Here is a 12,775-nt window from a genome sequence, read left to right as displayed (position 1 = left end):
CACTGTAAGGCAACGGCTTTTCGCAGGTGCATCAAAAGGGGTGCGACATCGGTTCCAAAAACGGCGCGCGGCAGGACCGCGGACGCCGACGCCGCTGTCTTGCGTTTCCGGGAGGAGTTTGCGGCACGTGTCCAGCGCCGTCGATCACATCGTCCCCCCCGCGGTGGCGGAGGAAGAACTGTTCCGTGCGCAGGTCTATGCCCTGCTGGCGCGCCTGTTCGCGCGCCCGCCCGATGCGGCGTTCCTGACCGCGCTGGGCGGGCTGGCGGGGGAGGGCGGCGAGTTCGGCGCGGCTCTCGACCGGCTGGCCGAAGCGGCACGCGACAGTGACCCGGCGGCGGTGGAGGAAGAGTTCACCACCCTCTTCATCGGCGTCGGCGGCAGCGAGCGCACTCCCTACGGATCCTTCTATCTGACCGGTTTCCTGAACGAGAAGCCGCTGGCGGAGCTGCGCGTCGCCATGGCGCGGCTGGGCATCGCCCGCGCCGACGGCGTGACGGAGCCGGAGGACCACATCGCCGCCCTGTGCGAGATGATGGCCGGCCTGATCGGCGGCGAGTTCGCGCCGGAGGACGGCGACATCGTCGGTCTCGATGGGCAGCGGGCCTTCTTCGACCGCCACATCGGTTCCTGGGCCGGGCGGTTCTTCGCGGATTTGGAGACCTCGCCGTCGGCCCGCTTCTATCGGGCGGTCGGTGCGGTCGGACGGAGTTTTCTGGCGGTCGAGGCGCGCGCCTTCGACCTTGCGGCCTGAAGTGAGGAGCGAAGCCATGACGCGGAACGCGGTCAAAGCCACTGAGGAAGCTGTCAAACAGGGCAAGGATACGCAGAGCACGGACAAGGGGCTCGCCCGTCGCGACCTGTTCCGCGCCGCCGGCCTCGGTGTCGGCGCGCTGGGTGCCGTTGCGGCCGGCGTGACCGCCACCGGCGGAACGGCCGAGGCCGCGCCGGCAGAGACGACCTCCACGGGCTACCGCGAGACCGACCATGTCCGGAAGGTCTACGAAGTCAGCCGCTTCTAAGAGGAACGCCCCGATGCTCATCAAGAAAAGCTCGGCCACCTCCGGCGGCCGCCACCTCGCCCGTACGCTCACACAGACGCTGGCGACCGCCACCGGCGTCACGGTCGACCGCCGCGCCTTCCTGCGCACCTCCGGCATCGCCGCCGGCGGCGCCGCGCTGGCCTCCGCCATGCCCTTCGGCATGGTGAAGAAGGCTGACGCCGCGACCGCGGCCGCCGTCGCCGGCGCTCCGGTCAAGCAGGTCAAGTCGGTCTGCACCCACTGCTCGGTCGGCTGCACCGTGGTGGCCGAGGTGCAGAACGGCGTCTGGATCGGGCAGGAGCCCGGCTTCGACAGCCCGATCAACCTCGGCTCGCACTGCGCCAAGGGCGCCTCGGTGCGCGAGCACGCCCATGGCGAGCGCCGCCTGCGCTATCCGATGAAGATGGTCGACGGCAAATGGACCCGGATCGGCTGGGACCAGGCCATCGAAGAGGTCGGTTCCAAGCTGCTGGCGATCCGCGAGCAGTCCGGTCCGGATTCGGTGTTCTGGCTCGGTTCCGCCAAGCACAGCAACGAGCAGGCCTATCTGTTCCGCAAGTTCGCGGCGCTGTGGGGCACCAACAACGTCGACCATCAGGCGCGCATCTGCCACTCCACCACCGTGGCCGGCGTGGCGAACGTCTGGGGCTACGGCGCCATGACGAACAGCTACAACGACATCCAGAAGTCGAAGGCGCTGTTCTTCATCGGCTCCAACGCCGCCGAGGCGCATCCCGTCGCCATGATGCATGTGCTGAAGGCGAAGGAACAGAACGCCGCTCCCCTGATCGTCGCCGATCCGCGCTTCACCCGCACCGCCGCCCACGCCAACGAATATATCCGCTTCCGTCCCGGCACCGATGTGGCGCTGGTCTGGGGCATCCTCTGGCACGTCCTGCAGAACGGCTGGGAGGATAAGGACTACATCGCCAAGCGCGTCTACGGCTTCGACGACATCCGCGCGGAGGTCGCCAAGTGGACGCCGGAAGAGGTGGAGCGCGTCACCGGCGTTCCGGGCTCGCAGCTGCACCGCGTCGCCCGCACCCTGGCCTCCAACCGCCCGGGCACGCTGGTCTGGTGCATGGGCGGCACCCAGCACCACATCGGCAACAACAACACCCGCGCCTATTGCGTGCTTCAGCTGGCGCTGGGCAATGTCGGCGTGTCGGGCGGCGGCACCAACATCTTCCGCGGCCACGACAACGTCCAGGGCGCGACCGATTTCGGCGTCACCTCCGACAGCCTGCCCGGCTATTACGGCCTGGCCGAGGGCGCGTGGCGCCACTGGGCGCGCGTCTGGGATCTCCCCTATGACGGCATCCTGAAGCGCTTCGGCTCCAAGGCGCTGATGGAGAGCACCGGCATCCCGGTGTCGCGCTGGTTCGACGGCGTGCTGGAAGCCAAGGAGAATTTGGACCAGCCGAATCCGGTCAAGGGGATGGTCTTCTGGGGCCATGCGCCGAACAGCCAGGTCCGTCTGCCCGACATGAAGAAGGCGATGGAGAAGCTGGAGCTGCTGGTCGTCGTCGATCCGTACCCGACGATGACGGCGGTGCTGCCCGACCGCAAGGACAACTTCTACCTGCTGCCGGCCGCGACCCAGTTCGAGACCTCCGGCTCCGCCACCGCGTCCAACCGGTCGGTCCAGTGGCGCGACAAGATCATGGAGCCGCTGTTCGAATCGAAGACCGACCACGAGATCATGTATCTCTTCGCCAAGAAGTTCGGCTTCGCGGAGGATCTGGTCAAGAACGTGAAGGTCAACGGCAACGAGCCGTCGATTGAGGACATCACCCGCGAATGGAACCGCGGCATGTGGTCGGTCGGCTACACCGGCCAGTCGCCGGAGCGCCTCAAGCTGCACATGCAGCATCAGGGCACCTTCGACAAGACGACGCTGCGCGCCGTCGGCGGCCCGTGCGACGGCGATTATTTCGGCCTGCCCTGGCCGTGCTGGGGCACGCCGGAGATGAAGCATCCGGGCTCCGCCAACCTCTACGACACCTCGCTGCCGGTGGCCGAGGGCGGCGGCGCCTTCCGCGCCCGCTTCGGCGTCGAGCGCAACGGCGTGACGCTGCTGGCCGAGGGCTCCTATCCGGAAGGGTCGGAGATCAAGGACGGCTATCCGGAAGTCACCATGGCGATGCTCCAGAAGCTGGGCTTCGACGCCGACCTGACGCCGGAGGAACTGGCGGTCATCCAGAAGATCGGCGGCGACAAGATCGGTGCGGTGTCCTGGACCACCGACCTGTCCGGCGGCATCCAGCGCGTGGCGATCAAGCATGGCCTGAACCCGCCGGGCAACGCCAAGGCCCGCTGCGTCGCCTGGAACTTCCCGGACCCGGTTCCGATCCACCGCGAGCCGCTCTACACCCCGCGCCGCGATCTGGTCGCCAGCTATCCGACCTACAAGGACACCAAGTCCTGGCGTGTGCCGACGCTCTACAAGTCCATCCAGGACCGCGACGTGTCGAAGGACTACCCGATCATCCTCACCTCCGGCCGTCTGGTCGAGTATGAGGGCGGCGGCGACGAGACACGCTCCAACCCCTGGCTGGCCGAGCTGCAGCAGGACATGTTCGTCGAGATCAACCCGTTCGACGCCAACAATGCCGGCGTCAAGGACGGCCAGCTGGTCTGGGTCGAAGGCCCCGAAAAGGGCAAGGTGAAGGTCAAGGCCATGGTGACCGAGCGTGTCGGCCGCGGCGTCGCCTTCATGCCCTTCCATTTCGGCGGCGTGTATCAGGGCCAGGATCTGCGCTCCAAATACCCGGCCGGGGCCGACCCGATCGTGCTAGGCGAGGCCGCCAACACGGCGACCACCTACGGCTACGATTCGGTGACCCAGATGCAGGAAACCAAGACCACCCTTTGCCGCATCCAGGCGGCCTGACGCGCGGGAGTTTGAACCATGGCCCGGATGAAATTCCTGTGCGACGCCGAGCGCTGCATCGAGTGCAACGCCTGCGTCACCGCCTGCAAGAACGAGCATGAGATCCCCTGGGGCATCAACCGCCGCCGTGTCGTGACCATCAACGACGGCAAGCCGGGGGAACGGACGATCTCGGTCGCCTGCATGCATTGCTCCGACGCGCCCTGCAAGGCGGTCTGCCCAGTCGACTGCTTCTACCAGACCGACGAAGGCGTGGTCCTGCACAACAAGGATCTGTGCATCGGCTGCGGCTATTGCTTCTACGCCTGCCCGTTCGGCGCGCCGCAATATCCGCAGGCCGGCAACTTCGGCACCCGCGGCAAGATGGACAAGTGCACCTTCTGCTCCGGCGGTCCCGAGCCCGACAATTCGGAGGCCGAGTTCAAGAAGTACGGCCGCAACCGTCTGGCCGAGGGCAAGCTGCCGCTCTGCGCCGAGATGTGCTCGACCAAGGCCCTGCTGGCCGGCGACGCCGACAAGGTGTCGGACATCTACCGCGAGCGCGTCGCCGCCCGCGGCTTCGGCTCCGGCGCCTGGGGCTGGGGCACCGCCTACCAGACCAAATCGGGCCAGGAGCGCGGCCAGCCCGGCGGCTCGCTGTTCCAGGGCACCGGCGGTCCGGCCGGCGGTCTTCCTGTGCAGAAGCAGGGGCTGTGACGGTGGCCTTGAGCATCGTTCGGACGACTCTGTTGGCGTTCAGCGCCGTCGTCCTGCTGGCAGGCTGCCAGGAGGACGGTGCGCCGCGCCCGGTCCATCTGGACAAGGGCGTCTACCGGGGCGCGGCCGACACGCCGTTGACCGCCGAACAGGTGCGGGCGCTGCAACAGCGCACCGCCTATCAGGGTGTGCGATAGGGAGCGTCCGATGGAAGTTCATCGCATGAAGACGGCTCTGGCCGCTCTGCTGCTCGGTATCGGACTTGCCGGCGGTCTTGCGCTGCCGGCCGCCGCCCAGTCCAGCGTCCGTATCGGCGGACCGGCGGCGGAGCAGCCGGTCGACCGCGACGGGCCGATGGTGCCGACCCAGATCCCGGGCCAGAGCCGCGGCGACAGCTGGCACGCCATCCGCCTGGGCGAGCAGGGCACTGTCTCGATTCCCAACAAGCAGGCCGGCGTGCTGATCCAGTCGGAAGGCGAGGCGTGGCGTGCGGTGCGCAACGGTCCGCTCAGCCAGTACGGGTCCTGGGTGCTTGGCGGCATCCTGGCCCTGCTGGTTCTGTTCTTCCTGGTCCGCGGTCGCATCCGCATCGACGGCGAGAAGACCGGCCGCACCATCCAGCGCTTCAACGCCTTCGAGCGCGGCGTGCATTGGATGACCGCCGGCAGCTTCGTCGTGCTCGCCATTTCGGGCCTGAATGTGCTGTACGGCCGGCACACGCTGCTGCCGCTGATCGGCCCGGAACCCTTCGCCGCGCTGACCCATTACGGCAAGCTGGCGCACAACTTCCTGGGCTTCGCCTTCATCCTGGGCGTGGCGCTGATCTTCGTGATGTGGGCGCACCACAACATCCCGTCGCGTCATGACCTGACCTGGTTCCTGAAGGCGGGCGGCCTGTTCTCCAAGGGCGTCCACCCGCCGGCGCACAAGTTCAACGGCGGCCAGAAGGTGATCTTCTGGTCCACCGTCGTCGGCGGTGCGGCGCTGGGCTTCACCGGTGTGCAGCTGATCTTCCCGTTCAGCTTCGCCACGCTGGAGGAGATGCAGCTCTACCAACTGGCCCATGCGGCGATTGCCGTGATCATGATCGCCATCATCCTGGCGCACATCTACATCGGCTCCGTCGGCATGGAGGGCGCCTTCGACGCCATGGGCGACGGGCAGGTCGAACTGCAATGGGCGCGCGAGCACCATTCCCTGTGGGTCGAGGAGGTGACCGGCGAAAAGGTGCGCCACGGCCATCATCACGGGACATCGGCGGAGTAGGGCAGGGGCGTGGGATGCGTCCAGCTTTCCCTTCGCTCCCCCTTGACCCTGTCGGCACTCCGTGGCCCCTTTGGCGTTCCCGCGATTCCGGATGCGCCCGCCATGACCAGCCATCTTTCCGAACGTCAGGCCGTCATCGACGGCTGTCTCGCCATGAACCGGCTGGGCATCAACCAGGGCATGTCGGGCAACCTGTCTCATCGGATCGACGGCGGCTTCCTGGTCACGCCGACCAGCATGCCCTATGACGCGCTGACCCCGGCCGACATCGTCGAGATGGGGTTCGACGGCACCTATCTCGGCGGCCGCCGCCCTTCGTCGGAATGGCGGATTCATCGCGACATCCTGCGGGCGCGGCCGGACGTGACGGTCGTGCTCCACGCCCATCCGGCCTTCGCCACCGCACTTGCGGTGCATGGCCGCGGCATTCCGTCCTTCCATTACATGGTGGCGCTGGCCGGCGGCGATTCGATCCGCTGCGCCCCTTACGCCACCTTCGGCACGCAGGACCTGTCGGATCACGCCCTGACGGCGCTGGACGGGCGGCTTGCCTGCCTGCTGGCCAACCACGGCATGATCGTGCTGGGGACCAGCGTGGCAGGGGCCCTGGCGCTCGCGGTCGAGGTCGAGACGCTGGCCCGCCAGTATCTCTACGCCCAGCAGTTCGGCGAGCCGGTGATCCTGCCGCCCGACGAGATCGCGCGGGTGGCGGAGAAGATGCGGCGGATGAAGTACGGCCAGCCCATCGACGACAACGACGCGCCCGAGGACACGGCGCGCCCGCGCTTCTGATCGGCTGCTCCGATCCTTCGGCCTTACGGGCCGATCTGCGTCATCGAGGTGGTGGTGGCCAGATGCCCGGCCGGCTTGAGGGCGGCGACCCGCAGCAGCGGCTTGGCGTTGCCGACCGCCTCCACCTGAAGCGGGCGTTCTTCGGCCGGCGGTTCATAGACGGCGGGCAGGGCGATGGCGATGCGGGTGCCCTGCCCGGGCTCGCTCGCCACCTCGATGTCGCCGCCCAGCATGGCGGTGTAATGGCCGACCAGCGTCAGTCCCAGCCCGGCGCCGCGCGGCTTGCCCTGGCCGCGGGTCGCCACGGTGCCGTTGCCGGCGCCCTGGACGAAAGGCTGGAACAGCCGGCCGGTCTGGGCGGTGGCAAAGCCGCGGCCGGTGTCGGCGACGGTGAAGCGGTACCAGCGGGCGCCGTCGCGCTCCATCCGCTCGGCCGACAGGGTGACGGTGCCGTCCTGGGTGAACTTGCAGGCATTGTCCAGCAGGTTCAGCAGCGTCTGCCGCACCTTGGTGAAATCCGAATGCATCTGGCCGAGCGCGGACGGCGTCGACAGCTCGAGCGCATTGCCGTAGAGGTCGGCTGCCGGCATCGACCGCTCGCGTGCCTCGGTCAGCAGCCGGTTGACGTCGAAATCCTGCAGGCAGACATCCATCGCCCCGGCTTCGACCTTGGCATAGTCCAGGATGGCGTCGACCAGACCGGTCAGCTGCTCGCCGGTCCACTGGATGTGCTCGACGTCGGTCGCCAACTCGTCGACGCCCAGCCGGTGCAGGTCGGTCATCAGCGCCTGGCTGGCATTGACGATCTCGGTCAGCGGGCCGTGCAGTTCATGGCCCATGTTGACGAGGAAATCGCTCTTGGCCCGGCTGGCGGCGTCGGCCATCGCCTTCTCGCGCAGCAGGCGGGTGTGCTCGACCTCCGCCTCGCGGCGCTCGCGTTCGGTGTCCTCGGCGGTGCCGCGCAGGACTTCCACCGCGCGGGCCATGGTGGCGATCTCGTCCTGTCCGGTCAGCGCCGGCAGCGTCAGGTCGGTGCGGCCGGCGGCCAGCGCCGTCACCGCGGTCGCCATCGTCCTCACCGGACCGGCGACGCTGCGCTGGACAAGCCACAGCGCGGCGATGCCGGCCAGCAGGACCAGCCCGCCGATCCACAGCGCGACGCTGGTGTAGCCCGACAGGCCGCTGGTCAGCGTGCCGCGCAGCGCCTGGGTTCCGGCCTCCGCCCGGCGGCGGATCTCGCCCAGATTGGCGGCGATGCCGGCGGCGTTGGCCGCCATCGCCTCGGCGCGCAGATTGTCCTCCTCGACCACCGAGCCTTCGATGGCGGACAGAACGCCGCCCGCCTTCGCCAGCAGGGCGGTGACCTCGTCGATGGACTGCTTGGTGCCGGGAACCCACAGATAGCGGTTCATCTCCGCCAGCCGGTCGCGGGCGGCGGCAAGCTGGGTGCGCATCGCCTCCGCATCCTGCGGATCGCGACGGTCGACGTAGCGGGTCAGATGCTCCTGCATCAGCAGGGTGGCGATGGCGGCATCGCTGGCGAGTGCGGTCGAGTCGACGCCGCCGGCATTCTTGAGCTGGTCGAGCTTGCGGCGGGTTTCCGCGACCAGCGGTTCCAGAACGCCGGTCATCTGGCCGTTGCGGTCGCTGCGCAGCGCGATCAGCTTCTGCACCGCCGCCCAATAATCCTCCAGCGCGGCGCGGGCCTTGTCGACGCCCTGGCGATCCGCGGTTTCGACCACGGTCCTGGACAGCGCATCGAGCCGGTCGCGCAGCGTGTCGTGCCGCCAGGAGGCGTCGAGAAGGCTCTGGTCGTCACCGTAGGTCAGATGGTCGCGCACGGCGACTTCCATGTCGCGCAGGCTGACATCGGCGTCGGCCGCCACCTGCGACAGGTCGGCGCGGCCGGAGAAGGCGCCGATGTCGCGCGACACCGCGTAGAACCAGCCGAGCCCGACCAGGGCCAGCAGGACCACCAGCCCGAGGGCGATGCCGAAGCCCGCGCCCACCCGCGCCGACACGGTCATGTCGCGGAATCGGGTCCGGCGGCCGCTCCGGGACAGAATGCCGTTCCGCTTCACACCGACTCCCGCTCGCGCTGTGCCTGACGATTCCCGCATCCGACCGGCCACAACCATTGAGCGGCCGGTCGCCGCGCGCGCGGATTGTAGCTTGGCTATCCCCCCAGGCAAACAGACAAGTGTGCGACGGAGTACCGCCAAAGGTCAGGCAGCATCGGCCTCTGCGTCGGCACCGGCGTCCGTATACTCGCCGGTGAAGGCGTAGGCGTGCATGCCCAGGCTGCCGTGCTCGAAGCCGGCATGCAGCCGTTCGGTCTTCGGCCGCGGCCCGGCGGCGCCCAGGGCCACCGGCAGCGGCAGGAAATGCTCGTCGGTCGGGTGGGCGCGGCGGGCGTCCGGGCTGGCGTCAAGCCAGTTACCGACCGCTTGCGTGTCGCCGGCCTCCAGCGTCCTGTCCAGCCAGCCGGCGAAGCCAGTGGCCCAGGGGGCGGCGCTGTTGCCGCCGAACCGGAACTCCCGCAGGTTATGGACGGCGCCGCCGCTGGCGAGGATCAGGACGCCGTCGCGCCGCAGCGGCTCCAGCAGGCGGCCGAGCGCGATGTGGTCGGCGGCGCTGCGGTAGGGCATCACCGACAGCTGCGCCACCGGGATGTCGGCCTCCGGATACATCAGCATCAGCGGCACCCAGGCGCCATGGTCGAGCCCCTGCGACGGGTCGACCACGGCACCGGTCATCTCCGCCACCCGGGCGGCCAGCGCCGGAGCGCCGGGAGCTGCGTAGCGCATGCGGTAGAGTTCGTCCGGGAAACCATAGAAATCGTGGATGGTCTCGGGCGCCGTCGCCCCGCTGACCGCCGGCACCCGCGTGGTCCAGTGGGCGGAGACCGCCAGGATGGCGCTCGGCCGGCCGAGCTTGCGGCCCAGCCCGGCGAGGAAATCGCGGCCGGCGCTGGTCTCCAGGATCAGCGTGGGGGCGCCGTGGGAAACGAAGACGGAGGGGAAGGGGGCGGTGTCGGACATCGGTGAACGGAACTCCGGCCGGGCGATGGGGGAGGGCGGTGGAGAATTACGGGGCAGTTCCATTCGACCAAAGAAAAACCCCGGCGCCAAGGCCGGGGTTTTTCTAAAGTCCGTTGCTCACGCCGCAACAATCGTCGCGACGGACCTGGGTAGGCGTACCGATCAGTGCAGGTGCTTCGGCAGCTCGCCGATCGACTGCTCGATCAGCTTGTCGGCCTGGGCCGGGGGCAGACCGCCGGCCAGGACGCGCCGGCTGGCGCCGATGGCGACGTCGACCGTCAGGTTGCGGACCTCGGCCAGCGCCGCGGCTTCCGCCTGGGCGATGCGGTCCATGGCCTGGGCCTCGCGACGCTTCAGCGACGCTTCCAGGTCGGAACCGGCCTGGGCCTGCAGACGGGCGGCTTCCTCACGGGCGTGGGCCAGAACGGCCTCCGCTTCCTTCTTGGCGTCGGCCAGACGGCTCTGGTAGCCGTTCAGCAGGGCCTGGGCGTCCTTGTGAAGACGCTCGGCCTCGTCCAGTTCGGAGCGGATGCGCTCGGCGCGGCCGTCAAGAGCGGTGCCGATGGTGGCGGACGCCTTCTTCCAGACCAGGGCCATGAAGATGACGAAGGCGACGAAGACCCAAAATTCAGGTGCGTTCATCCCCGGCGCTCCTCAAGCACGGCCGCGACGGCGGCGTCCGCCTGGGCCTGATCGACGTCGACGCCGGCCAGACGGCCGGTGATGTCGCGAACGATGCCGGCCGACTCGGCGCGGATGTTGGCCAGGGCCTGTTCCTTCGCCGCGGCGATGGAGGCCTCGGCGGTGCGCAGGCGTTCGGCGATGTCGGCGTTCAACTGGGCCTGACGGGCCTGGTTGTTCGCCTCGATCCCGGCGGCGGCCTGGGCGATGACGCCCTGTGCCTCGGCGCGGGCGCCGGCGAGGGACTTCTCGACCTGGGCCAGGATGGCCTCGGCCTCTTCCTTCAGCTGGGCGGCCTTCGCCAGATCGCGCGAGATGCGCTCCTGACGCGCTTCCAGAACCTCGGCCACGCGCGGGAGCGCCTTCTTGGACATGAGGTAGTAGAGAACGCCGAAGGTCAGAGCCAGCCAGAAGATCTGGGTCGGGAAATTGGCGGGATTGAGCTGCGGCAGGCCGCCGGAAGCGTGCTCGCCGCCGTGCGCCGCGTTCGGAGCGTGCTCCGCCGCGGCCGCCAGGACGGTGCCGGCCATCGTGGTGAGGGTGGCGAGCGAAGCGCCCGCCACGCCCGACCAGCGGGCCAGCCGGCCTTTGGCCAACAGGTTCGGCATGATCGGTCCCCCTAGGCAAAGGAGCGGCGCCGAAACTTCGATGAAGAAGCCCGGCGCCGCGTCAGAGCTGTTTTTTTTGAAAGCCGCTCTGGCCTTAGGCGAACAGGATCAGGAAGGCGATCAGCAGGGCGAACAGCGCGACGGCTTCCGTCAGCGCGAAGCCCAGAATGCCGATCGGGAAGACCTTCGGCTGGACGGCCGGGTTGCGGGCGATCGAGCCGATCAGCGTCGAGAAGATGTTGCCGATACCCAGGCCGACACCGGCGAGGGCGATAACGGCAAGACCGGCACCGATGAACTTGGCGGCTTGAGGATCCATAGTACTCTCTTCCTCTAGGTAAGGGTGAACTTGTTGGAACTGTTGGTGGACTTAGGTCCGACGACTGTCAGGCGCTGCTTAGTGCAGTTCCAGGGCGTCGCGGATGTACAGGCAGGTCAGGATCGAGAAGACGTAGGCTTGCAGGAACGCCACCAGGAACTCGAATCCGGTCAGGGCGACGTTGATCGCCAGCGGGATGAGGCCGGTGACGAAGCCCAGCGCGCCGAGACCGCTGATCATCATGACCGTGAAGCCGGCAAAGACCTTCAGCATCGTGTGACCGGCCATCATGTTGGCGAACAGTCGGATCGAGAGGCTGACGGGGCGCATCACGTAGGAGATCACCTCGATCGGGATGAGGATCGGGGCGAGCGCGATCGGAGCGCCATGCGGCATGAAGAAGGAGAAGAAGTGCAGGCCGTGCTTCAGCAGGGCCAGGATGGTCACGAACACGAACACCGTCGCCGCCAGCGCGAACGTCACGATGATGTGGCTGGTGAAGGTGAAGGTGTACGGGATCATGCCGATCATGTTGCCGATCAGCACGAACATGAAGATCGAGAACACGAACGGGAAATAGGGCTTGGCGTCGTGGCCGGCGTTGTCGCGCACCAGGTTCGCGACGAACTCGTAGAACATCTCGGCCAGCGACTGCAGGCGGCCCGGAACCATCGACTTGTTCGCCACGCCCATGACCAGCAGGGCGTAGATCGCCGCCACGGCCACGACCATGAAGAAGGCCGAGTTCGTGAAGGACACGTCGTAGCCGCCGAGCACGATCTGGAACAACGGGTTGATTTGGAACTGGTGCAGCGGATCCAAGGTCGTCCTCGCTCAGTGTGCGTCGCCGTCTTGGCGCTCGTTGTCGTCCCCAGGGGGCCGGCGGTAGCCGGCGGCGATGCCGAAGCCGGTGACGGCCCGGTAGACGTTCAGCACTCCCGCCGCAGCCCCCAGGAAGAACATGACGATCAGTCCCCAAGGCGCGGTGCCGAGCCAGCGATCGAGCAGAAGCCCGCCGCCGACGCCGACGATCATGGCGGCAACCAACTCCGTCCCGATGCGCCAGGCGGTGCCGAGAGCGCCCTGCGGCGGACGGTGGTATTTACTACCGGGTCCGCCCGACCAGCCGCGTTGTCCCTCACGCGCCTTCCGCAGCCGGGCTTCGAGGTCATCCAAGGGATCGGGGGGCGATTTGTTGGTCATTCCGCCTCTCAATCACGCTTGGCTCGCAGCCATGCGAAAGCGGCGAGACCATACGGTCGGGGCGTTACCCTGTCAAGTCGCAAAACCTGTGGTGTAAGTCATTGAAAAGAATAGGAAAGAGCGGAAAAGTCATCGTTTTTGCCGCGCTGCGGCGCGTTGTCCCGCTCCAGCATGCGAAAAAACCCGGTGGTATGACCGCTTTTCAGGGTTTTTTCGCCGCTTTTCACCCGGTC

The 12,775-nt window shown here is 68.0% G+C and carries 14 protein-coding genes; 7 read left to right on the top strand and 7 right to left on the bottom strand.

The window, feature by feature from the left end; genetic code table 11:
- Positions 1-127 precede the first annotated feature (127 nt).
- The 7 genes from ABNQ40_RS26520 to ABNQ40_RS26490 all read left to right on the top strand — a co-directional run bounded on the left by ABNQ40_RS26520 (position 128) and on the right by ABNQ40_RS26490 (position 6,690).
- Positions 128-754, top strand: coding sequence for a molecular chaperone (locus tag ABNQ40_RS26520; protein ID WP_109050517.1), 627 nt, complete (start codon positions 128-130; stop codon positions 752-754).
- A 16-nt stretch (positions 755-770) separates the two neighbouring features.
- Positions 771-1,022, top strand: a complete 252-nt coding sequence (locus ABNQ40_RS26515; protein ID WP_247879859.1) for a formate dehydrogenase — start codon at positions 771-773, stop codon at positions 1,020-1,022.
- Positions 1,023-1,035: 13 nt separating this feature from the next.
- Complete coding sequence (locus tag ABNQ40_RS26510) at positions 1,036-3,936, top strand: formate dehydrogenase subunit alpha (RefSeq protein ID WP_109050518.1); 2,901 nt, start codon at positions 1,036-1,038, stop codon at positions 3,934-3,936.
- Between the two features lie 18 nt (positions 3,937-3,954).
- Complete coding sequence (fdh3B, locus tag ABNQ40_RS26505) at positions 3,955-4,632, top strand: formate dehydrogenase FDH3 subunit beta (protein ID WP_109050519.1); 678 nt, start codon at positions 3,955-3,957, stop codon at positions 4,630-4,632.
- Positions 4,633-4,664: 32 nt separating this feature from the next.
- Entirely contained in the window at positions 4,665-4,829 is a 165-nt protein-coding gene (locus ABNQ40_RS26500) for a hypothetical protein (RefSeq protein ID WP_158285598.1), read from the top strand.
- 25 nt (positions 4,830-4,854) lie between these two features.
- A complete protein-coding gene (locus ABNQ40_RS26495) occupies positions 4,855-5,898 on the top strand; it encodes a formate dehydrogenase subunit gamma (protein WP_247879860.1) in 1,044 nt (347 codons plus the stop codon).
- 102 nt (positions 5,899-6,000) lie between these two features.
- A complete protein-coding gene (locus tag ABNQ40_RS26490) occupies positions 6,001-6,690 on the top strand; it encodes a class II aldolase/adducin family protein (RefSeq protein ID WP_109050522.1) in 690 nt (229 codons plus the stop codon).
- Between the two features lie 23 nt (positions 6,691-6,713).
- Here the strand turns inward: ABNQ40_RS26490 and ABNQ40_RS26485 are convergent, their stop codons facing one another.
- The 7 genes from ABNQ40_RS26485 to ABNQ40_RS26455 all read right to left on the bottom strand — a co-directional run bounded on the left by ABNQ40_RS26485 (position 6,714) and on the right by ABNQ40_RS26455 (position 12,542).
- Positions 6,714-8,717 (bottom strand): HAMP domain-containing sensor histidine kinase, encoded by a 2,004-nt coding sequence (locus ABNQ40_RS26485; protein ID WP_247879861.1) that lies wholly within the window; start codon positions 8,715-8,717, stop codon positions 6,714-6,716.
- A 198-nt stretch (positions 8,718-8,915) separates the two neighbouring features.
- Positions 8,916-9,731, bottom strand: coding sequence for a class III extradiol ring-cleavage dioxygenase (locus tag ABNQ40_RS26480; protein WP_109050524.1), 816 nt, complete (start codon positions 9,729-9,731; stop codon positions 8,916-8,918).
- A gap of 162 nt (positions 9,732-9,893) precedes the next feature.
- The gene (locus ABNQ40_RS26475; protein WP_109050525.1) at positions 9,894-10,373 is read right to left on the bottom strand and encodes a F0F1 ATP synthase subunit B; all 480 of its coding nucleotides are present in this window, start codon (positions 10,371-10,373) and stop codon (positions 9,894-9,896) included.
- Entirely contained in the window at positions 10,370-11,020 is a 651-nt protein-coding gene (locus tag ABNQ40_RS26470; RefSeq protein ID WP_109050526.1) for an ATPase, read from the bottom strand. Before ABNQ40_RS26470 ends, ABNQ40_RS26475 begins: the two co-directional genes overlap by 4 nt.
- 94 nt (positions 11,021-11,114) lie before the next feature.
- Positions 11,115-11,339, bottom strand: a complete 225-nt coding sequence (locus tag ABNQ40_RS26465; RefSeq protein ID WP_012973363.1) for an ATP synthase subunit C family protein — start codon at positions 11,337-11,339, stop codon at positions 11,115-11,117.
- 78 nt (positions 11,340-11,417) lie between these two features.
- The gene (locus ABNQ40_RS26460; RefSeq protein ID WP_098740366.1) at positions 11,418-12,161 is read right to left on the bottom strand and encodes a F0F1 ATP synthase subunit A; all 744 of its coding nucleotides are present in this window, start codon (positions 12,159-12,161) and stop codon (positions 11,418-11,420) included.
- Positions 12,162-12,173: 12 nt separating this feature from the next.
- Complete coding sequence (locus ABNQ40_RS26455) at positions 12,174-12,542, bottom strand: AtpZ/AtpI family protein (RefSeq protein WP_109050527.1); 369 nt, start codon at positions 12,540-12,542, stop codon at positions 12,174-12,176.
- Positions 12,543-12,775: the final 233 nt, after the last annotated feature.

This window comes from Azospirillum sp. A23, assembly GCF_042938965.1.
GTDB lineage: Bacteria > Pseudomonadota > Alphaproteobacteria > Azospirillales > Azospirillaceae > Azospirillum > Azospirillum melinis.
The sequence above is the reverse complement of the archived record's forward strand: the minus strand, read 5'-3'. Positions and strand labels throughout refer to the sequence as shown.

Bases quoted from the DNA above. Each gene is read 5' to 3' on its own strand.
- ABNQ40_RS26480 (WP_109050524.1), bottom strand. From the start codon at position 9,731: ATGTCCGACACCGCCCCCTTCCCCTCCGTCTTCGTTTCCCACGGCGCC.
- ABNQ40_RS26475 (WP_109050525.1), bottom strand. From the start codon at position 10,373: ATGAACGCACCTGAATTTTGGGTCTTCGTCGCCTTCGTCATCTTCATG.
- ABNQ40_RS26485 (WP_247879861.1), bottom strand. From the start codon at position 8,717: ATGACCGTGTCGGCGCGGGTGGGCGCGGGCTTCGGCATCGCCCTCGGG.
- ABNQ40_RS26455 (WP_109050527.1), bottom strand. From the start codon at position 12,542: ATGACCAACAAATCGCCCCCCGATCCCTTGGATGACCTCGAAGCCCGG.
- fdh3B (WP_109050519.1), top strand. From the start codon at position 3,955: ATGGCCCGGATGAAATTCCTGTGCGACGCCGAGCGCTGCATCGAGTGC.
- ABNQ40_RS26490 (WP_109050522.1), top strand. From the start codon at position 6,001: ATGACCAGCCATCTTTCCGAACGTCAGGCCGTCATCGACGGCTGTCTC.
- ABNQ40_RS26470 (WP_109050526.1), bottom strand. From the start codon at position 11,020: ATGCCGAACCTGTTGGCCAAAGGCCGGCTGGCCCGCTGGTCGGGCGTG.
- ABNQ40_RS26510 (WP_109050518.1), top strand. From the start codon at position 1,036: ATGCTCATCAAGAAAAGCTCGGCCACCTCCGGCGGCCGCCACCTCGCC.
- ABNQ40_RS26495 (WP_247879860.1), top strand. From the start codon at position 4,855: ATGAAGACGGCTCTGGCCGCTCTGCTGCTCGGTATCGGACTTGCCGGC.
- ABNQ40_RS26515 (WP_247879859.1), top strand. From the start codon at position 771: ATGACGCGGAACGCGGTCAAAGCCACTGAGGAAGCTGTCAAACAGGGC.
- ABNQ40_RS26465 (WP_012973363.1), bottom strand. From the start codon at position 11,339: ATGGATCCTCAAGCCGCCAAGTTCATCGGTGCCGGTCTTGCCGTTATC.